We start from the raw sequence: 20,441 nt of genomic DNA on the forward strand, positions 1-20,441 counted from the left end.
CGGCTAATCCAACAAGACCGTGGCGAACGTGGCCACCTGCCGGAAACCGACCCGGTGGTACACCCAGCGCGCGCCGGCGTTGAAGCTGTTGACGTAGAGGCTGGCGGTGCGGCCGGAGGCGACCACCGTGTTCGCCACCGCAGCCGCGCCCGCGGTACCGAAACCGCGGCCCCGCCGCTGCGGATTCACCCACACGCCCTGGATCTGTCCGACCGTCGTGGACACCGAGCCGATCTCCGCCTTGAACACCACCTCGCCCCGATCGAACCGGGCCCACGCGCGACCGGCCGCGATCAGGCCGGCAACCCGCCGCCGATAGGCCCGGCCGCCGTCGCCGGCGCGGGGATCGACCCCGACCTCCTCGATGAACATCGCCACCGCAGCTTCGAGATAGCGATCGAGTTCACTCGTCCGAACCTGCCGGACATCGGCATCCGGCGCGACCAACGCCGGGCGGCGCAGCGCGAGCAACGGCTGCTCGTCGCGGAGCTCGCGGGCCGGGCCCCACTCGTCGGCCAGCAACTCCCACAGCGGTAGCGCCAACTCGCGCCGACCGACCACCGAGGAACACATTCGCGGTTGGCGCACCGCACGATCGGCGAACGCCCGGATATCGCCGTACCCGCCGCGCAACGGCACCAGATTCGCACCGGAGAAACAGAGCGATTCCTCCGGCCCGCCGCGGCTCCACAGCTCCCCGTACATCTGCCGGGACTCCAGCCCGTACTCCTGCACCCGCGCAGCGACCATGCACCCGGCAACCGGATCGATCTCGAGCGCACGCAACACCCGGTCGGCATCCCGGATGCCGAGCCTGCGGGCGCCGAGCGCTTTGAGCACCCAATCAGCCTACGGTGACCACCGGTGTTCCCGCATCCGCAGCGGTATCGACCGCCATCTCGTCGGCCAACCGCAGAGCTTCCTCGATCAATGTCTCGACGATCTTCGCTTCCGGAACGGTCTTGATCACTTCGCCCTTGACGAAGATCTGCCCCTTGCCGTTGCCGGAGGCGACCCCCAGGTCGGCTTCGCGCGCCTCGCCCGGGCCGTTGACCACACATCCCATCACGGCCACCCGCAGCGGCACCGTCAACCCCTCCAGGCCGGCGCTCACCTCGTTCGCCAAGGTGTAGACGTCCACCTGGGCCCGCCCGCAGGACGGACAGGAAACGATCTCCAACTTGCGTGGGCGCAGGTTGAGCGACTGCAGAATCTGCGCACCGACCTTCACCTCTTCGGCCGGTGGTGCGGACAGCGAGACCCGGATCGTGTCGCCGATGCCCTCGGCCAACAGCGCGCCGAACGCCACGGCCGACTTGATCGTGCCCTGGAAGGCCGGACCGGCCTCGGTGACCCCGAGATGCAACGGATAGTCGCTGCGCGCCGCGAGCTGCCGATACGCCTCGACCATGACTACCGGGTCGTTGTGCTTGACCGAGATCTTGATGTCGCCGAAGCCGTGTTCCTCGAACAGGCCGGCCTCCCACAGTGCGGAGGCAACCAGCGCTTCCGGGGTGGCCTTGCCGTACTGCTCGAGGAACCGCTTGTCCAGCGAGCCGGCGTTCACCCCGATCCGGATCGGAATGCCGGCGGCGGAGGCCGCCTTGGCGACCTCTTTCACCCGGCCGTCGAACTCCCGGATATTGCCGGGGTTCACCCGCACCGCGGCGCAACCGGCATCGATTGCGGCAAAGATATAGCGCGGCTGGAAATGGATGTCGGCGATCACCGGTAGCGGGCTCTTGGCCGCGATCGCGGGCAACGCGTCGGCATCCTCTTGCCGCGGGCAGGCGACCCGGACGATATCGCACCCGCCGGCGGTGAGTTCGGCGATCTGCTGCAGCGTGGCATTGACGTCGTGGGTGCGGGTGGTGGTCATCGACTGCACGGAAACCGGGTGGTCGCTACCCACTCCGACCGACCCGACCCACAACTGACGGGTGGTGCGCCGCGGCGCCAGCACCGCAGCCGGGGGAACCGGCAGACCCAACGCAACGGAACTCGGCACGCCAGCGATCCTAGCGCGACACTCCCGACCCGACCCGCCGAGCCGACGGACACGCTGGTCGGAGCACCCGGCCGATCAGAACAGTCGGACCGGGTTGACGATGTCGGCGGTGAGGGTGAGCAACATGTACGCACCGCCGACGAACAGCACCACGTACGTCGCGGGCATCAGCTTGAGGTAATCCACCGGCTCGCCCTGCGGCAGCCCCCGGCGGCGGCGGAACCGGTTCCGCAGGTTCTCGTAGGCGGTCACCGCCATGTGCCCGCCGTCCAGCGGGAGCAGCGGCAACAAGTTGAAGGCGCCGAGGAAGAAGTTCAAACTGGCCAGCAGGCCGATGAACACCGCCCACTGACCGCGCTCGGCGGTCTCGCCTCCGATCACGCTGGCGCCGTAGACGCTGACCGGCGTATCCAGGGAGCGCTCCCCGCCGGTGACGGCGTCCCACAGGTCGACCACCTTCGCCGGCATCTGCACCAACGAGCGGGCCACCTCGACGAACATCTCGCCGGTGAACGACAGCGAGGCCGGGATCGCTGCGATCGGGTTGTACCGGATCGGCGGATTGAGCGGTTGCGGCGCCACCCCGACCGCGCCGACCACCTTGGTTTCGGACGTGCCGGTATCGGGGTCGACCACCGAACGTTGCACCTGCTGCGGTGTGACCGGAATGGTCAGGGTGGCTCCGTCTCGCCTGACCGTGTACTCGAAAGTCCCGCTCTGGGCCTGGGTCTCGCGCTGGAACTCGGTCCAGGTATCGACCGGCTTGCCGGCGACCGCCGTGACCACGTCGCCGGGGCGCAGGCCGGCCTGCTGGGCCGGACCGGCACCGGTGCACTCGGCGTAGGAGCCGTCCGGTTGTTGTGCGGCCACGCAGTCCAGCCGACCGAGCATGGTCTCCGGCGGCTGGTTCTCGTCCGGCAGCCCCCAACCGACCGCGAGCAGCACGATGAGCAGGAACCCGAGCACGAAGTTCATCGCGATCCCGCCGACCATCACGATCTGCCGCTGCCAGGCCGGCCGTCGATACATCGCGCGCTCGACCTCGTCCGGCGCCACCTCGTCCAGCGCGGTCATTCCGGCGATGTCGCAGAATCCGCCCAGCGGTAATGCCTTCAGGCCGTACTCGGTCTCACCCCGCCGGAACGAGAAAATCTTGGGTCCGAACCCGATGTAGTACCGCCGCACCTTCATACCGAACGCCTTGGCCGTCCACATGTGCCCGCCCTCGTGCAAGGCCACCGAGATGCAGATCCCCAAAGCGAACAGCACAACGCCCAGCGCGAAGACCATCTAGCTCACTTTCCCGTTGTCCAGACCCGCGATGACCTGCTCGGCCCGCCGGCGGGCCCAGCCGTCGGCGGCGAGCACCTCCTCCACGGTAGCGGGTTCGCCGGTCCGGTCCGCGGCGGCGTCGAGTACTCGTGCGATCGTGCCGACGATCTCCGGAAACCGGATCGCCCCGGCGAGGAATGCCGCGACTGCGACCTCGTTTGCCGCGTTGTACACCGCCGGCACGCACCCGCCGGCCAGCCCGGCGGCGCGGGCCAGCCCGACCGCGGGGAACACCGCGTCGTCGACCGGCTCGAAGGTCCAGGTCGCGGCCGTGCCGAAGTCGCAGGCGAGCGCGGCACCCGGCACCCGGTCCGGCCAGCCGAGCGCCAGCGCGATCGGCAGCTTCATGTCCGGCGGGCTGGCCTGGGCAAGGGTCGAACCGTCGGTGAAGGTCACCATCGAATGCACGATCGACTGCGGGTGCACGGTGACATCGATCCGGTCGTACGGCACGCCGAACAGCAGGTGGGTCTCGATCAGTTCCAGGCCCTTGTTCACCAGCGACGCCGAGTTCAAGGTGTTCATCGGACCCATCGACCAGGTCGGATGGGTCTGCGCGGCCGCCGGGTCGACCGATGCCAACATCTCGGCGGTCCAGCCGCGAAACGGGCCACCGGATGCGGTCAGGATCAGCCGAGCCACCTCGTCCGCCCGGCCGCCGCGCAGGCATTGGGCCAACGCCGAGTGTTCGGAGTCCACCGGCACGATCTGGCCCGGCGCCGCCGCCCGGGTCACCAGCGACCCCCCCGCCACCAGCGATTCCTTGTTCGCCAGGGCGAGTCGCGCACCGGTCGCCAGCGCCGCCAGGGTCGGCTCCAGCCCACGCGCCCCGACCAGGGCGTTCAGCACCACATCGGCGTCGGTCCGGCGGACCAGCTCGGCGGCCGCGCCGGGCCCGGACAGCGGCACCCCGAGTCGCTCGGCAACGGCGGGATCGGCGATCGCGGCCTGCTGCACCCCGAACGCGGCGAGCTGACCGGCCACCAGATCCGGCCGAGTACCGCCGGCCGCGAGTCCGACCAGCTCGAACCGGTCCGGAGCGGCCGCGATGACCTCCAGTGCCTGAGTTCCGATGGATCCGGTGCTGCCGAGCAACAGGACGCGTGTGGGCACGCCACAATTTTCACACGAGTAGGTCCGGGGGCTCGCCGTACCGGGCCGGCCACACCTAGTACGACAGCCCGTCGTATGTCAGACTTCTATGCCAGAATCTGGGCCAAGAGCAGTCAGCAAGCCGAAGGAGCGGACGTGACCGGAACCGCAGTCGAACGCACCCAGGACCGGGTCGAACCGAAGCTCAACCCGATCACCGCAGCCGAGGTCCCGTCCGCGGCGTGGGGCTGGAGCGGTGAATCCCCCAAGGCGTTCACCCGCGCCGGCTGGTTCGTCGTGGTGGCCCTGCTGGCCATGACGATCGGCAACCACGCCGGCCGGGTGGAAGATCTGTTCCTGATCGGGTTTGCCGTGGTCCTCGCCGGGATTCTGGTCCGGGGGATGGTGACCGGCGGCAAACAGCGCTGACCGGCGGCTACCCGCCGACCGGGTTGGCGACGCCGGCGCCACACCTGCCCCGCAGCACGGCTTGCTCGGCGCCGTCCGGGTCGAGCGGCGGCGCAAACAGATAGCCCTGCGCCTGGCGGCAACCCAGACCCAGCAGTGCCTGTTGTTGTTGCACCGTCTCGACCCCTTCGGCGACGACCGACAGGCGTAGCGACTCGCCGATCGCCAGCACGCCGACGACGACGCTGCGGTCGACCGCGTCGGTCACCATCCCGGCCACGAAACCTCGGTCGATCTTGATCGTGCCGATCGGAAAGAGTTTGAGTCGGCTCATACTGGCGTAGGAGGTGCCGAAATCGTCGAGCGCGAATCGGACCCCGGCCGCCCGGAGCTCGTTGGCCGATTCGGTCGCCGCCGCCCGGACGTAGTTGTACTCGGTGACCTCCAGACAGACGTCTGACGGGTCGACCCCATAGGTCGCGATCGTGCCGAGCAGCTGCTGCGCCCGCCGCCGGTCGTCCAGCTGGGCCGGTGAGATATTGACATTCATCCGCAGTCCGGCACCGCCGGGCAGTTGCTGCCATCGGGCCAACTGGGCGCAGGCTTGGTCGAGCACCCATGCACCGATCTCCAGGATGGCGCCGGATTCCTCGGCGAGCGGAATGAACACTCCCGGCGGCACGTTTCCGCGCAGCGGATGATGCCACCGGGCGAGCGCTTCGAAGCCGAGCAATTCGCCGGTGGCCAGGTCGCAGATCGGCTGGTACTGCACTTTCAGCTGCCTGCGCTCCAACGCGAAGGCGAGCTCGAACCGGAGATCGAGCAGATCCAGCGAGCGGTGCGAGGCATCGTCGTCGAACACCTCGATCAGGCCGGAACCGCGCGCCTTCGCCGCATACATCGCCGCATCCGCGTCGCGCATCATCACCGACACCGTGCTCTGCCCCCGCACCCCCACCACGCCGCCGATGCTGGAGGTGACCCGGACCAACTCACCGTTCAGCAGAAACGGGTCTTCCAACGCCTGCGCCGCACGCCGGGCGGTCCGGGTGACCTCGGTGAGATCGGCCACCTCGGCGAGCACCACGACGAACTCGTCACCACCGAACCGGCCGAGCAGATCGCCGGTGCCGACGATCGATCCCAGCCGATAGGCCACCTGGGCCAGCAGACTGTCGCCGGACTCGTGGCCGAGCCGATCGTTGATCGTCTTGAACTTGTCCAGGTCACAGAACAACAAGCCGACCGCGGAGCCCAGGTCGGTGCGGGCCAGGGCATCGGTGAGTGTCTGCGCGATCAGCGCTCGATTCGCCAGACCGGTCAGCGGGTCGTGGGTGGCCCGGCGCAACAGCTCGGTCTCCAGCCGCTTCCGGTCGTCGATCACCCGGGTGGAGACGACTGCCGAATCGCCCTCGTCCAGCGGCTGCCGGAAGGCGGATTCGACCCAGAACCACCCGTCCGCCCCGGCCAGTCGGTACTCGACCTTGATATCGCCGGTGCCGTCGAGCGAGCGGACGGTGTCCGCGACCGCCGACCGCACGGCTGCGGCGTCGTCGGTATGGACCCGACCGGACAGGTCGCTACCCACCAACCGGTCTGGTTCGATGCCGAGACCGCGCCGATAGGACGGCGACGCGTACCGGATGCGACCGTCGGCGTCGACCACGGCGACCATGTCGCTGATCGAGTCGGTGATCGTGCGCAACGACCGCTCACTGTCCCCCAGCGCTCGATAGAGTTCGGCGTTCTCCATCGCCGCGCCGAGGTTGCCGGCGAAGATCGCCGCAATCCCGCTGATACTCGGCGAGAACGGTTGCCCCGATCGGGAGGCGTAGAGCACCGCGACCGGCTTCTCGCCACGCAGGATCGGCAACGACATCACGTGCAGCTCACCGTCCCGATACTCGAACGGCGCTGCTCGCTCGACGTTTTCCGACCAGCCCACGGGGTCCGCGGCCGGATCCACCCGGTGCGCGCCCGACCCGGTCCGCAGCTCGCCCGGTCGGCCGTCGGGATCGACGGTGAGCAGCCAGGCGTCGTCGGCGCTGCACAGCCCGCGCAGTTCGGTAACTCCTTCGTCGAGCAGCACCCACAGATCCAGTTGCCGAACCAGCCGATGGCTGGACTGGGCGAGCCGCTCCATCGCGCCGGCGTGCCGCGCGACGTCGAGCGCGGAGCGCAGCCGATCGGTCACCGACAGGACAACCTGGCGGTCCATCAGGGTGAACGGCCGCCCGTCGGAACGACAAACGATAACCAGCTCATTGCCAGACTCGCCGGACATCGTCGCCCACGTCGCCGACTCGGCCCGCACTTCGGCGAGCACCGGCGGCAGCCCGGAGGTCGCCGCGGTGCCCGGCCGGGCCAGCAGCTTCTCCGAGTGCTCGTCCAGCGGCCAGCCCTCGGTCCAGGCCGGGTCGTTGTCGGCGAGCCCGCACGCCTGGGCGACGAGCAACCGGCCGGCGCGCGGACGCGCAACCAGCGTCACGTCCGCGCCGAAGACCTCGGACAACACCGCGAGCATGTCGCCCATCAACACCTCGGGCGAGGAGGATCCGCCGACTGCCGCCAGCAGCCGGATCAGTCGGGTGGTATCGCGATACGCCGCCCGAGCCATATTGGTCGCCTCATCGGCGAGCTGGCGCAGCTCGTCCGGGGATTCGGGGTTCGACACCGCCGGTGCCGGTTTAAAGGGCCAACGCGACGACCGTGGAATTGTGGTATCCGGTAATCCCGGAGACGCGAGCGAACTCGCCGTAGCTGAACATGCCCAAGCTGGGCACACCCGCCGCGTCGTGCACGCCCTCCGCCTCTTCGGCCGCCCGATCGCCGAGCACCCGGAGCCGGCCGACGCAACTGAACACGATCACCGCACCCACCTCGCGGTCGCCGACCGCCTCCCGGACCACTTTTTCGTTGATGCCCAGGAGGGAGGTCGGCGAGGCGCGGACGAACTGGATCGCCGCGAATGCCGGCAGCGCGGTGTGCATTCGCATCCGCTCGCCGTCCTCGATGACGAAACCGCGGATGAACTGGGCACCGTCCGGCTCGATCAGCCCGAGCCCGAAAGCCCAGGGCATCGCGGCCGACGGGTCCGCCACGGCCCCCGAACCCCGCGCCAGCTCGGGGAACTGATCGTGCAACACCTCGAGCGCCGGCCGGCCCTCGATCTCTTCCACGTAGGTGTCGTCGGCCGCTGTGATCAATTGCGGCAACCCGCTCGGCTCCCAGCCGTGGGCGACCGACACGGTCAGCGGGTGCGGTGACTCGATCCAGACCACCACCATCCCGGATTCCAATATCCGGTCGTTGTGATAGAGCGCCGTGCGATCGAGCAAGCGGTAGTCACCGAAACCGCCACCGACGATCGGGACGGTGGCGCCGGCGACCTGGTGCACCCCGGTGAGCAACTGCTGATGCCGGCTGTTGTTGTCGTCGCCGAGCACCAGTGCTGCCGCGTAGCCGAGGCCGCCACCGGCGTTTTCCCGTGCCTGCCGGGTCACCGCTGCCGCGACCCGAGCCTGGTCGGTTTCGGTATCGGCGGTGGACCCGATACCGAATCGGTACGGTCCGGCGGAGAGGGCCAGGACCGCGACCGCGGCGTTCTCGCTCAGCCAGGTCGCGCCGTCGGCGAAGAATTCGTCGGCGGTCGCACCGACCACGTCGGCGTCCTTCGCCTCGGCCCGCACGCCGGCCAAGAGCTCGACCGAGTCGTATCGGCGAGCCGCATATACCAAGATCAGCGCGGGTGCGGTGTCGAGTTGCCGAACGGCTGCTGCTGTGGCCTCGGCACCGGCCGAACGTGCATCCGACAACTCGCTGTGCCCGACTCCGGCCGTCAATCGTGCCGTCGCCGACGTCGTCCCTTCTACATGCCCAACTGTCATCTGCGCCTCACCCATACATCGGCCCGACCCGGGAAGAATCGCGACTGGGACCTTAACCGACGTCGTCAGACTTGCACGCGGTCAAATTTCCAGGCGACCCCATTGTTACCGAGTCGCAGCATCTGGGCCAACTCGGGTTACAGACCGAGGGTTTTCGCAATAATGTCGCGTTGAATTTCGCTGGTACCACCGACGATCGTGCCGACCACCGTCATGCGAAGCATCTCCGCCATTCCCGCCTCCTCGGTGTACCCCATTCCGCCGAGCATCTGGACCCCCTCCAGCGCGGCATGCTTGGCGAGTTCGGTCGCCTTGAGCTTGACCATCGACGCCTCGCGCGGGAGCAACACGCCCGGGTTCTCGTCCACCCGCTGCGCGACGTCGTGCACCAGCACCCGAGTAGCCTCGATCTCGGTGGCCAGATCGGCCAGCCGTTGCGACAGAGCCTGGAACGAACCGATCGGCCGACCGAACTGGGAGCGCTCCTTGACATAACGCAGTGTGTCGTCGAAAGCGCGGCGTGCCTGGCCGAGTGCCAGGGCCCCGATCACCACCCGCTCGATGTTCAGGCCCGAGATCAGCTGCGCCCACCCCTGCCCCTCGGCGCCGACCAGGCGGTCGGCGCCGACGAAGGCGTCGGTGAAGTAGACGTCGTTGACCTCGGCACCCAGCGTCGCGATCGGCCGGATCTCGACGCCCGGGATGGCCGTCGGCACCGACAACATCGTGATCCCCTGATGTTTGTCTCCGGTGTCGGCCGACCGCGCGACCAGCAGGATTTCCTCGGCGCTGTGCGCGTTGGAGATCCAGGTCTTCTGCCCGTTGATCCGGTAGCCACCGTCGACTTTCTCCGCCTTGCAGGTCAACGCGGCAACATCGGAACCCGAGCCCGGCTCCGACATCGCGATCGCGGTCGCCGCGCCGGCGGTTACCTTGCCGACGAGCTCCCGAGCCAGCTCCGCGGTAGCGAACTTGACGTAGCTGTGCGCCACGATCAGCGTGACCGGATAACTCGCCAACGGAATCCGGCCGTAGGCGAGTTCCTCGACGAACAGACACGCCTCGAACAACGAGCCGCCGGAGCCGCCGTACTCCTCGGGCAGCGACAGGCCGAGAAAGCCCAACTCGGCCAGCTTCTTTGCGATGTCGTAATTGCTGGTGGTGGTCCCGTCTGCGGTCAGCGCGCGCCGCTGCTCGGGGCTCGCGCACTCCCGGGCCGCGAACTCGCGCACCGTCGCGACCAGGCTGCGCTGCTCATCGGTCAATTGCAGGCTCATCCGCCGCACCCCATTCACGTTTGTCTGCGATGGTAATTACGTGCATATGAGCACGTAATTACATGAGGATATAGCATGAACCGGTGACCGCCGCACTCCCGCCGAACAAGCACCAGGAAAAGAGCCTGCGCACCCGCGCGTTGCTCCTGGACGCAGCGCTGGACAGCCTCGCCGATCGCGGCTACGGCAACACCTCGATCAGCGACATCACCGCCCGGGCCGGCGTGACCCGTGGTGCGCAGGTCCATCACTTTCACACCCGAACCGAGCTTTTCGCCCACGCCATCGACCATCTCGTGGTCCGTCAGCGCGAGTCGCTGCACCGCCACATCGGGCAACTGGCACCCGACACGACCCCGGTGGAGGTTCTGATCGGCCTGGTCACCGCCACTTTTGCGGGCCGCCTGGGCAAAGCCGCGATCGAGCTGTACAGCTCGTTTGCCACCGACGACGAGCTACGCCACACCATGTTGCGCAGTCAGCACGAGATAACGATCGAGCTGTTGTCGACCTGCACCGAGCTGATCGGCGACACCGCCCCCCGAGACCGGCTGGAATCGACGTTCTGGCTGACCGTCAACCTGATCCGGGGGACGACCGTCGACGAGATGCTGGGCCGAGACGAACGCCGCCGCCGGCAGGTCGTCGACGACTGGCGCACGCTCGCCACGCTCGCTCTGGCTACCGATTGACCGCCACTCGACCGCCGGTCCGGGATTCCCGGGGTTACCCGCGATCGCTGTCGTCCGCGGCCAGCTGGCCACAAGCGGCCGCGATCTCGCGGCCCCGGGTGTCGCGCACCGTACAGGCCACACCGCGAGCGACCACCCGCCGGACGAATTCCCGCTCGACCGGCTTCGGGCTCGCATCCCACTCGCTGCCGGGCGTCGGGTTGAGCGGAATCAGGTTCACGTGTACCCGCGACCGCAGCGCGGCGTGCAGCAACGTGCCGAGTAGGTCGGCCCGCCACGGCTGATCGTTGACGTCACGGATCAGCGCATACTCGATCGACACTCGCCGCCCGGTCCGGTCGGCGTAGTACCCGGCCGCGTCGAGCACCTCGGCCACCGGCCATCGATTGTTCACCGGCACCAGGGTGTCGCGCAGCTCGTCGTCCGGCGTGTGCAGCGAGACCGCCAGCGTCACCGCCAGGCCTTCGTCGGCAAGTCGCCGGATCGCCGGCGCCAGGCCGACCGTGGAGACCACCACGTTGCGCTGCGAGATGCCGAACCCGCCGGGCACCGGGTCGGTGATCCGCCGGACCGCGGCGACCACCCGACGGTAGTTGGCCAGCGGCTCCCCCATCCCCATGAACACGACGTTGCTCAGCCGGGCGTCGTCCGCCCGCGCGACCACGGCAGCAGCTCGCACCTGATCCACGATCTCGGCGGTGGACAGATTCCGGTTCAGTCCGCCTTGGCCGGTAGCGCAGAACGGGCAGGCCATGCCACAACCGGCCTGGCTGGAGACGCAGAGGGTGGTGCGATCGGGATACCGCATCAACACGCTCTCGACGAGGGTTCCGTCGCCGGCCCGCCAGAGCGTCTTGCGCGTCTCGCCGGCATCGCAGGTGACCCGGCGGACCTCCTGCAACAACGGCGGGAACAACTGCTCCGCCACCGCGGATCGCACCGCCGCGGGCAGGTCGGTCATCTCGGCCGGATCGGCCAGCAGTCGCCCGTAGTACTGCCGAGCGATCTGGTCGGCGCGGAACGCCGGCAAGCCCAGCTCGGCGATCGCCCGCCGACGTTCGTCGAGGTCGAGGTCGGCAAAATGGCGGGGCGGCAATCCCCGGCGCGGTGCTTCGAATACGAGCGGCAAAGAACTCGGCATGGCAGACCCAGTGTCGCATCCGCGCCGGACGGCCGACTACAACAGGGTGCTGAACACCAGCCAGGAGACGAACGCTGCCGGCAACATGGAATCCAGCCGATCCATGATCCCGCCGTGCCCGGGCAGCAGCGTACCCATGTCCTTGATCCCCAGGTCCCGCTTGATCTGCGACTCGATCAGGTCACCGACCGTGGCGACCAGAACCAGACCGATGCCCAACGGAATACCGATCAGCGAATTGGCCCGCAGCAGCAACGTGACGGTCAGCAACCCGCCGATGATCCCGGCCAGCAAGGACCCGGCGAAACCCTCCCAGGATTTTTTCGGACTGATCGCCGGCGCCATCGGATGCCGGCCGAACAACACCCCGGCCGCGTAGCCACCGACATCCGAACAAACCACGCCGATCATGAACGCGAGCACCTGCATGTTGCCGTCGTCGTCGAGCAACATCAGAATCGCGAACGAGGCCAGCAGGGGAATCCAGGCGAGAACGAACACCGCGATCGCGGTGTCGCGCAGATAGTTCTTCGGCGGACTGCCGAGGCCGTGATCGAAGAGCCGCCAGACCATACAGACCAGCGCCGTGCCGGCAAACGCACCGAGAGTGCCGACGGCACCGAACGGCCAGGCTAGCCATACCACCGCTTGGCCGCCGACCAGCAGCGGCGTTCGGGGGACCTGGACGTCCGCCTCCCGCAGCCGGCGCGTGACCTCCCAGGTGGCAATGGCCATGGCCACCGCGATCACCGGGATCAGGACCAACGGCGCGAAGAGCAGGATCGCAATCAGCGACAGGCCGAGTCCGCCGCCGACCAGGACCGCCGCAGACAGGTTACGACCGGCGCGCGACGGCGCGGCTTTCCGATCCGCGGGGGCCGCCGGGGCGGGTTCGGCGGTCGCGACCGAGTCGGATATCACGGCAGAATCCGCTACGGCGACAGGTTCGCCGACCGCGTCGTCCGCGGCGGTCTCATCGTCGGCGGACCGATCGGCGCGCGCCCAGCTCATCACCGGCGCGGAGCCTGCGAAACGACTGTCTGACACTTCACCTAGACCTCGAGCAGTTCGGATTCCTTGTGCTTGACCAGCTCGTCGACCGCGCCGACATACCGGGCCGTGGTCTTGTCGAGCTCTTTCTCCGCACGGCCGACCTCGTCCTCACCTGCCTCGCCGTCCTTCTGGATTCGCGAGAGTTCGTCCATCGCCTTGCGCCGCACGTTGCGGATCGAGACCTTACCGTCTTCGCCCTTGGACTTGGCCTGTTTCACCAGTTCGCGCCGCCGTTCCTCGGTCAGCTGCGGCACTGTGACGCGCAGGATGTCACCGTTGTTCGTCGGGTTGACCCCCAGGTCGGAATTGCGGATCGCGGTCTCGATCGGACCCAGCTGCGCCGGCTCGTACGGCTTGATGATCACCATCCGCGGTTCCGGCACGCTCATGCTGGACATCTGCGTGATCGGGGTGGGCGCACCGTAATAGTCGATGACGATCTTGGCGAACATCGACGGCGTGGCCCTACCGGTACGAATCGCTCCCAGATCCTCCTTGAGGACCGCGACCGCCTTTTCCATCTTCTCTTCGGCGTCGAAGAGAGTTTCATCGATCATCGCCGATCAATCCTCCTTGGCCGTGCTCACCAGGGTGCCGATCCGCTCACCGGACACCGCACGCGCGATGTTGCCCTCGGTGAGCAGGTTGAACACCAGCATCGGCATGTCGTTGTCCATACACAGGCTGAACGCGGTGGCGTCGGCCACCCGCAAGCCACGCTCGATCACTTCCCGGTGGGTGATCTCGGTGAAGAGCGTCGCATCCGGGTCGACGCGCGGGTCGGCGCTGTACACCCCGTCGACCGCCTTGGCCATCAGGACCACCTCGGCACCGATTTCCAGGGCGCGTTGCGCAGCGGTGGTGTCGGTGGAGAAGTACGGCATCCCCATCCCGGCACCGAAGATGACCACCCGCCCCTTCTCCAGATGTCGCTTCGCCCGCAGCGGCAGGTACGGTTCGGCGACCTGGCCCATCGTGATCGCGGTCTGCACCCGGGTGTCGACCCCGTCGCGTTCCAGGAAATCCTGCAAGGCCAGCGAGTTCATCACGGTGCCGAGCATGCCCATGTAATCCGAGCGCGAACGATCCATCCCACGGTCCGACAGCTCGGCGCCGCGGAAGAAGTTGCCGCCCCCGATCACCACGGCGACCTGCACGCCCGAACGCACCACCGCGGCGATCTGGTTGGCCACCGTCTGCACGACATCCGGGTCGAGTCCGACCTTGCCCCCGCCGAACATCTCACCGCCCAGCTTGAGCAGCACCCTGGAATAACCCTTGCGGGCTGCGGCCGGCTCGGTCATCTGGCTCCCTCGGTCGGTCTGGGTATCCGCCGTTGCGCCCGGATCGGGCGGCCTCCCTATCCTGCCCTATGGCCGGCCGCGACCGGCACGGGACGATCGAGCCTCAGCTCTCCTCGAAACCGGATTGATCGAATTTCAGCGTCGTCGCGTTCTCCGACACCGTGCGGATCCGGCCGTCGTCGAACCCGGCCGGCGCCGTCGCGCCGATCTCCAATCGCACCTCCAGCGCGACCCCGGGCTGGGCCGCGAGATGTTGCAGGACCTCGCCGGCGATCTTCGAGAAGTCGGCGGCGTATCGGTCCGGGTCGAGGGCCGCCACACCGAAGTACCGGGTTTTCGGGCGCGGACCGGCGGGTTCTCCCCCGCCGCCATGACCGGACCCCGTACCGGACGTCGGAGCGTCGTCGTCCGGTTCTCCCCTGCCGGCGTCGCCGTACTCGTCGATCTCCCGATCCCGCTGGGCACGTGCCCGTGCCGGTTCGATCAGCAGCGTGCTGTCGGTGATGTAGGGAACGTCGTCGTTATCGGTCGGCAGTACCAGGCCGACGTACTGCTCGCCGTCCCAGCCGTCGGCGATCCCGAATCCCTCCTGTTCCCACAGCAGCTGTTCGACCACCGACAGCACCCCGGCGTCGAGCACCGCGCGATCCCGCAGCCGGGCGAGATACGTGTAGGTGGTGTAGAGGGTCCACAGCTCGCCGACGCTGATCTGCCCGTCGCGCAACCAGATCGACGACAGGTGTTCGTCGAGGTCGAACCGGATCAACCGCGCGGCCCGGGTGAGCACCAGTTGGTTCTGCTCCCGCGCGCGCTTGGCGGCGCGCTCGGCAAGGTTCTGCGTCGTTCCTTCCGCCTTGATCGCGGACAGCACCGGATGCGGCTGGTCCGGACCCTGCTCGGGATAGATCAGCCAGGTGTAGGTGTCGAGCAGCCTGGCCCGGACCGTCTCGTCGGCGCGCCGCTTGCGCTCCTCCGCCTGCGCCTTCTGCTGCGGCTTCAGATCGAGCGGGACGACATTGTCCACGACGTAGTTCCACGCCAGGTACTCCCGCGCCGCCGCCTCCAGCTCGGCCGACCGGGCGTGATCGGCGGCAAGGAAACACAGCGTGTTGCGGTAGGCCCGGGCGGCGCTGCCGCGATGTTCCAGCACGGCACGTGCCCAGCCGATCGCGGCGGAGTCGTCCTTGCGTTTGCGGTCGTGCGGGTGCCCGGGCGGCACGATGACCAGGCGCGCCTCCTGGGTGTCCGGGACGTCGCCCGAGTCGGACGGGGCCGCGTGCACCGCCACGAATCCGTCCGCCGACGTGCCGCGATGCTGGCGCAGCCGCTGCTCGATCTCGTGCCACACGTCGTCGACCTGCAGTTGCTCGGCGTAGTCGCGGGCGGCTCGGGTCGTGTTGGCCTGCGTGTCGAACCAATAGCGTGGCCCGTCGCTGTAGAGGTAGGTCGAGGTGTTCGCCAGGTTGTCCAGCGCCGCATGGAAGTTGCCGGGAACATCGCCCGGGATAGCCGCGCCGAGGAAGATCCGGCTCTTGTCGACGCCCTTGTGCGCGGTGTCCAGCGTCGGGGTCGCACCGAGGAACACCGTGCGCGCCAGCCGCCGCGCCACCCGGCGCTTGCCGAACAGCTCGGGATTGCCGTTGTCGACCTGCACCGGAGTGGAGTTGGCGCCGTCGACGTCCGCGTCGATGATCGCCTTCCACTGATCGGACAGATACCCGGTCAGCTCGGTCAGCACCGGATCGGTGTCCAGCGGCACCGTGCCGGGCAGGATCAGCGGCGCCGCGTCGCCGGCCCGCCAGAGTTCGCCGACGATCGTATTCATCAATCGCAGGACGCCGCGGGTGCGCTGGAATCGGTCCAGCGTGGACCAATCCTCGTACAGCCGGTCGAACAGCTCCGGATGCACCGGGTACGCCCGTTTGATCCGATCGATGTAGGCCGGCTCGCGGACCTCCCGCGGGAACTGGGTTTCGTGCTGCCGATAGAACTTGACCACGGCATTCGCCGTCGTGCTGATCTTGCCGAGCGCGCCGCCGTCCGGCGGAACGAACAGCCGCCTGCGCACGATCTCGAAGCTCTCCTCCGAATTCGCCGAACGCCACTGGTCGGCGGTCCGGCGGACTACGTTCTGCAAGCGGCGCAACGCCTCTCGACCGTACTCGCCGCCCACCTCCTCGTCGCTGGCGCCGGTGTCGTCGGTGGCGTCGTCGGACGCCGGGATCGAGATGACCACCTGGATGCCCGGGACCGTCGCCGCCGCCTCGGTCAGCGTCTGGGCGAAGGTGAACTGGGTGTCGAACGTGCCCGCGGGCAGGTTGTCCCGGTCGTAGAGCTGTCGGGCGTAGGCAACCCATTCGTCGACCAGGATGATCGCCGGGGTGTAGAGCTCGAACAGCTCGCGCAGCGTGCTGCCCGGATTGGTGCCGGCCCGATCGGATTCGGCGACGAGCTCGTAGGCGTCGGCGCCACCGAGGCCCCACGCGAGGCGACCCCACAAGGTGTTGAGCTCGACGCCGCCGGCCTCGAGTCGCGGCTCGGCAGGCGGAATATCGTTGCCTACCAGGGCAACCCGCTGGATCCGACCCCGGACGGAATCGAGGTCGATGCCGGCGAGCAGCTCTTGAAGCTCCTGTGGGTACTCGATCAGCGGGCGGCCGGAGGCGAGGTGCCACAGGGCCAGCATCGAGTGCGTCTTGCCGCCGCCGAAGTTGGTCTGCAGGTTGATCACCGGTGAGGCGTTGCGGTCGCCGGTCATCCGCTTGGCCATCCGGGTGATCAGGTCACGCAGGCCGCCGGTCAGATAGGTGCGCCGGAAGAATTCGACCGGGTCCGCGTACTCGGGGTCGCCCTCCCCGCGCGCGACGTTGGCCAGGTTCGCGGCGAACTCGGCGGCGTGGAAGTTGCCGCTCGCCACATCCGGGTGGGGTGAGAGCACCTCCCGCCAGGGTGGCAGATTGTCCGAGCCGACGGTCGTCACGCCGGCCACCTTGGCGACCCGGCGATCCTCCTGGTCCAGCGACACCCGCCGCAGGTCGACCCGCAAGGCCTTGACCTCGTCGGCGCCGGTGGGCGCGCCGATCGCGCGCAGGAACCGCTCGGCGGTGTCGAGCGCGCGGTAGGCGTCGTCGCCGTTGAACGGGTCGTGGTGCGCGTGCTTGTTCCGCACGTCGATCAGTTCGGTGGCCCAGCTCTCCTCGGCGCGAGACAGGTGCTTGCGGAACGGGTACCAGCCACGCCGATACGCGTGCGTGGCGTTGTTGGCGATCACCTTGAGGCTGTTCTGCGGATCGAATCGACTGAATGTCCGGCCCGGAGCGTTCTCCTTCGCCTCGAGCAGCACCGTCCAGTCGGTGCCCGGCGGCAGGTCCGGACCGAGCACCCGATCGAGAAACGTGTCCAGCGCCGGGGCGATCAACTGGAAGGCGCGGTCCACCCGGTCTCGGTTGCTCTGGGCCATCACTTCCCCCACAAGTCGAGCGGCCGTTCGGTCACCGCGGTCGGCGCGGCCCGGGCGATGTCGTTCCAGGCCGCACCGAGCTGGTTGAAGTCGACGGCGAGCTTGGCTCGCTTGCCACCCTCGGCCACGTGGAACAGCAGCGTGGCCAGCTCCTTGCAGAGGTCGCGATCGATCGTCGCCGGCACCTGCCCGAGCAAGGCCGCAGCGGCCGGGATGCCACCACCAGTCATCTGCTTGGTCAGGTGCATGACCACCTCCCACTCGCTGATCGACAGGTCCGTGGCGGGGTCGTAGTCGTCCGGCATGTCGCGGTAGGCGATCAGCCCGACCTCGCCCCGGCTCTTGGTGAGAATGCCGGCCCGTTCCAGGTGGTCGAGCGACGCGTTGCGCGCCCGCGCGAGCACGTCGGCGGCGCCGTAGTCGCCGCGCTCGAAGCCGTGCTGACGAAACCAGGCGATCGCGAACCGGGTGTCGGCATCGAACTCGCTCTCCTGGTCGGCGAGCACCTCGTCCAGGATCTCGTTGATCCGTTGCAGCGCGGTGCGGACCGGCATCGGGGTGCCGTCGTCCTCCAGCACAGCGCGGTAGCGGGAGAACACGGCCATGCCCGGACCGATCGCGGCCTGCGGCAGATCCACCGGGGCGATCGCGCCCTGCAGCAGCTCCCGCAGCGCCTCGGGCAGTTCCGCTTTGAGCGCCGCGATGAACCCGCGCCGGTCGGTGCGTGGGGCGTCGGCCGGGCGCGGGCGAAGAGCGAGGACGATCGAGGAGGCGAGCGCGTTGGTGCCCTGGGACAGCATCCGGTTGCTCAGCTCGCTGCGCATCGGCCAGGTCGCGGTGATCGCCCAACCCGACTGAATCATGCCCTCCAACAATGTTTCCCAGCCGGTCGAGTGCTGGCCGCCGAGCGCCGACTCCTTCTGTTTGAAGGCGTAGTAGACGGTGATCGGGAAGTCGTCGAGCGCCGATTCCCGCGCCCGGCGGAACACTTCCCGGAAGCCGTTCTCGAAGAACTCGTGCGCACCCTGCTTACCGCCGTGCCGGTAGGGATTGGCCACCAGCTCGTCGGCTTTCGGCACCAGCATGGTGCCGAGGATGCTCGGGTGGATCGGCTGTAGTGATCGCCGAAGCCACACGTAGAAGAAGTCGGACAGGTCGGAGTAGCCGATGTTGTCGTAGTACGGCGGGTCGGTGGAAATCACCATGGTGCCCGCAGGCCGATCACGAGCCGATGCCTGCGATGCCGAACCCGGCTGGCGCGGAAGAACGCTATCGAGGACCTTAGCGATTCCGCCGATGCTGGTGACGAATCCTCCTGCGCTACGACCGGACAGCGGCATGGTCTCCGCGTAATCCCAGGCCATCGGAATCGCCTGCCTCGCAAACAAGGCGATCGCCTGGTCCATCGTGGACTTCCACCGAGCGATCGAATTGTTCATGTCGGCAACCTTGCTCACAGCCAGGCCCAGATAGGTCGCCACCGCATCCGCGTAAGCGGCAGCGCCCAGCCCGCCGTCGTCCAGCCGCGCGCCTTCGAGCATCCCGGCCGCGAGCGCATCGCGGAGCACCAACTCCCGGGCCTCGCCGACGAGGTCGCTGAGCGTAGTGAGGGCGGTGAGCTGGCGGGGGGTGAAAAGTTTGGACCAGGTCGTTATCCCATAGTTCGGTGTTTTGAAGTCACGGGGATTGTGTGGCAGCTCCCCATTCGGAACACTCGTCGGCCGCGCCACCTCCGCTGCCAGCTCGTGCTCCGCGCTCGGCGGCAAATAGATCCGCGTGCGCGCCCCTTCCGCCACCGTCGCCATCAGCTGCGACCCCATCCGCCCAGCACGCCCCTCGGCCCGGATGTACTCCAGCGGCACCGCCGCACCACACCCGACGCACCGCGCCCCGGTCCGCCCGACGGTGCCGTCGTTCTCACCACTGGGCGCCCCGGCCAGTCCATGACCGATGCCGAACTGGACCTTGCCGTCGACCACCGTCGGGACGACGTAGGCCTCCTTGTCCTTCTTCTTCCCCAGCCACCATGAGCGGACCAGCGGCATGGCGATGCCGCAGCGGGGGTTGGGACAAGTGACGGTCCGGGCCCAGATCCACGCGATCACGGTCGCCTGCGTGCCGTCCGGCAGCGTCGCCTTCGGGTAGAGGTGCCCGATGCGCTGCTCCGCTTCGTCGCGCATCCACCGGCCATACCGGCGCACGTCCTCGGCCAACCCGGTCGCCTTCGGCCAGCTGGTGATCTGCTCGTCGGCGGCGCCGGGGAACACCGGCCGGCACCCGGCGAACGTGGGCGGGATCTCGATCAACGCCTTGTTGATCAGCACCGCCACCGGGTTGAGATCCGAGGCGTGCGCTTCGAGCCCGAGCCGCTGTGCCTCCAGCGGAATGCTGCCACCGCCGGCGAACGGATCCAAGATCGGCGGCGGATTGCCGCCGGTCGACGCCAAGATCTCCGCATGCGCCTCGCGCAGCAGCTCTTCGTCGCCGGCGTTCTCCCAGACGACGAGCCGTTCGATCAGCGCGTGCAATCGCTTGCGTTCGAGAATCACGTCTTCTTGGGTCGGGAACCGGTCGGGATGCCCGGAGGGATCGTCGACCAGCTGTGCGAACAGCACGGCTCGTGCCGCTGCCAACGGCCGTCGCGCCCACCACAGGTGCAGCGTCGACGGGTGCCCGTGCCGGATCGACTTCTCCCGGGCCGACTCCGCATTGATCGCCTCCAGCGGGATCGACACTTCGATCAGCTTGCGCCGAACAACGTGTTGTGCAGGCCGGGCCATCAGATAT

The 20,441-nt window shown here is 68.3% G+C and carries 15 protein-coding genes; 2 read left to right on the forward strand and 13 right to left on the reverse strand.

Annotation, left to right across the window (positions count from 1 at the left end; genetic code table 11):
- Positions 1-3 precede the first annotated feature (3 nt).
- The 4 genes from KV203_RS11990 to dxr form a co-directional block, all read right to left on the reverse strand.
- On the reverse strand, positions 4-840 hold the full coding sequence (locus KV203_RS11990) for a GNAT family N-acetyltransferase (RefSeq protein ID WP_066475122.1): 837 nt from the start codon (positions 838-840) through the stop codon (positions 4-6).
- 4 nt (positions 841-844) lie between these two features.
- Positions 845-2,008, reverse strand: a complete 1,164-nt coding sequence (gene ispG / locus KV203_RS11995; RefSeq protein WP_066475124.1) for a flavodoxin-dependent (E)-4-hydroxy-3-methylbut-2-enyl-diphosphate synthase — start codon at positions 2,006-2,008, stop codon at positions 845-847.
- Between the two features lie 75 nt (positions 2,009-2,083).
- A complete protein-coding gene (locus KV203_RS12000; RefSeq protein WP_066475127.1) occupies positions 2,084-3,298 on the reverse strand; it encodes a M50 family metallopeptidase in 1,215 nt (404 codons plus the stop codon).
- Positions 3,299-4,453, reverse strand: coding sequence for a 1-deoxy-D-xylulose-5-phosphate reductoisomerase (dxr, locus tag KV203_RS12005; protein ID WP_066475131.1), 1,155 nt, complete (start codon positions 4,451-4,453; stop codon positions 3,299-3,301).
- Between the two features lie 135 nt (positions 4,454-4,588).
- On the opposite strand from dxr, the gene KV203_RS19665 reads away from it, so the two are divergent.
- Complete coding sequence (locus KV203_RS19665) at positions 4,589-4,861, forward strand: DUF2631 domain-containing protein (RefSeq protein WP_066475134.1); 273 nt, start codon at positions 4,589-4,591, stop codon at positions 4,859-4,861.
- A gap of 7 nt (positions 4,862-4,868) precedes the next feature.
- Here the strand turns inward: KV203_RS19665 and KV203_RS12015 are convergent, their stop codons facing one another.
- The 3 genes from KV203_RS12015 to KV203_RS12025 all read right to left on the reverse strand — a co-directional run bounded on the left by KV203_RS12015 (position 4,869) and on the right by KV203_RS12025 (position 10,004).
- The gene (locus KV203_RS12015) at positions 4,869-7,514 is read right to left on the reverse strand and encodes a putative bifunctional diguanylate cyclase/phosphodiesterase (protein ID WP_066475136.1); all 2,646 of its coding nucleotides are present in this window, start codon (positions 7,512-7,514) and stop codon (positions 4,869-4,871) included.
- A 13-nt stretch (positions 7,515-7,527) separates the two neighbouring features.
- Complete coding sequence (locus KV203_RS12020) at positions 7,528-8,727, reverse strand: FIST signal transduction protein (RefSeq protein ID WP_218820988.1); 1,200 nt, start codon at positions 8,725-8,727, stop codon at positions 7,528-7,530.
- Between the two features lie 137 nt (positions 8,728-8,864).
- Positions 8,865-10,004 (reverse strand): acyl-CoA dehydrogenase family protein, encoded by a 1,140-nt coding sequence (locus KV203_RS12025; RefSeq protein ID WP_066467282.1) that lies wholly within the window; start codon positions 10,002-10,004, stop codon positions 8,865-8,867.
- Between the two features lie 83 nt (positions 10,005-10,087).
- On the opposite strand from KV203_RS12025, the gene KV203_RS12030 reads away from it, so the two are divergent.
- On the forward strand, positions 10,088-10,696 hold the full coding sequence (locus KV203_RS12030) for a TetR/AcrR family transcriptional regulator (RefSeq protein WP_066467284.1): 609 nt from the start codon (positions 10,088-10,090) through the stop codon (positions 10,694-10,696).
- A gap of 34 nt (positions 10,697-10,730) precedes the next feature.
- Here the strand turns inward: KV203_RS12030 and rlmN are convergent, their stop codons facing one another.
- The 6 genes from rlmN to KV203_RS12060 form a co-directional block, all read right to left on the reverse strand.
- Positions 10,731-11,837: a dual-specificity RNA methyltransferase RlmN gene (gene rlmN / locus KV203_RS12035; protein WP_066467285.1), complete on the reverse strand. Its 1,107-nt coding sequence runs from the start codon at positions 11,835-11,837 to the stop codon at positions 10,731-10,733.
- Positions 11,838-11,873: 36 nt separating this feature from the next.
- On the reverse strand, positions 11,874-12,848 hold the full coding sequence (locus KV203_RS12040) for a phosphatidate cytidylyltransferase (RefSeq protein WP_066467286.1): 975 nt from the start codon (positions 12,846-12,848) through the stop codon (positions 11,874-11,876).
- A 41-nt stretch (positions 12,849-12,889) separates the two neighbouring features.
- Positions 12,890-13,447, reverse strand: coding sequence for a ribosome recycling factor (gene frr / locus KV203_RS12045; RefSeq protein WP_066467287.1), 558 nt, complete (start codon positions 13,445-13,447; stop codon positions 12,890-12,892).
- A gap of 6 nt (positions 13,448-13,453) precedes the next feature.
- Positions 13,454-14,194, reverse strand: coding sequence for a UMP kinase (gene pyrH / locus KV203_RS12050; protein ID WP_066467288.1), 741 nt, complete (start codon positions 14,192-14,194; stop codon positions 13,454-13,456).
- 103 nt (positions 14,195-14,297) lie between these two features.
- A complete protein-coding gene (locus KV203_RS12055) occupies positions 14,298-17,654 on the reverse strand; it encodes a DUF499 family protein (RefSeq protein WP_066467289.1) in 3,357 nt (1,118 codons plus the stop codon).
- Positions 17,654-20,434, reverse strand: coding sequence for a DUF1156 domain-containing protein (locus KV203_RS12060; RefSeq protein WP_066467291.1), 2,781 nt, complete (start codon positions 20,432-20,434; stop codon positions 17,654-17,656). The genes KV203_RS12055 and KV203_RS12060 overlap by 1 nt, the downstream gene beginning before the upstream one ends.
- Positions 20,435-20,441: the final 7 nt, after the last annotated feature.

It is taken from the genome of Skermania piniformis, assembly GCF_019285775.1.
Taxonomy (GTDB): domain Bacteria; phylum Actinomycetota; class Actinomycetes; order Mycobacteriales; family Mycobacteriaceae; genus Skermania; species Skermania pinensis.

Coding starts and splice junctions, on each gene's coding strand:
- KV203_RS12000 (WP_066475127.1), bottom strand. CDS start 3,298: ATGGTCTTCGCGCTGGGCGTTGTGCTGTTCGCTTTGGGGATCTGCATC.
- KV203_RS12020 (WP_218820988.1), bottom strand. CDS start 8,727: ATGACAGTTGGGCATGTAGAAGGGACGACGTCGGCGACGGCACGATTG.
- KV203_RS12025 (WP_066467282.1), bottom strand. CDS start 10,004: ATGAGCCTGCAATTGACCGATGAGCAGCGCAGCCTGGTCGCGACGGTG.
- rlmN (WP_066467285.1), bottom strand. CDS start 11,837: ATGCCGAGTTCTTTGCCGCTCGTATTCGAAGCACCGCGCCGGGGATTG.
- KV203_RS12040 (WP_066467286.1), bottom strand. CDS start 12,848: ATGAGCTGGGCGCGCGCCGATCGGTCCGCCGACGATGAGACCGCCGCG.
- frr (WP_066467287.1), bottom strand. CDS start 13,447: ATGATCGATGAAACTCTCTTCGACGCCGAAGAGAAGATGGAAAAGGCG.
- pyrH (WP_066467288.1), bottom strand. CDS start 14,194: ATGACCGAGCCGGCCGCAGCCCGCAAGGGTTATTCCAGGGTGCTGCTC.
- KV203_RS12055 (WP_066467289.1), bottom strand. CDS start 17,654: ATGGCCCAGAGCAACCGAGACCGGGTGGACCGCGCCTTCCAGTTGATC.
- KV203_RS12060 (WP_066467291.1), bottom strand. CDS start 20,434: ATGGCCCGGCCTGCACAACACGTTGTTCGGCGCAAGCTGATCGAAGTG.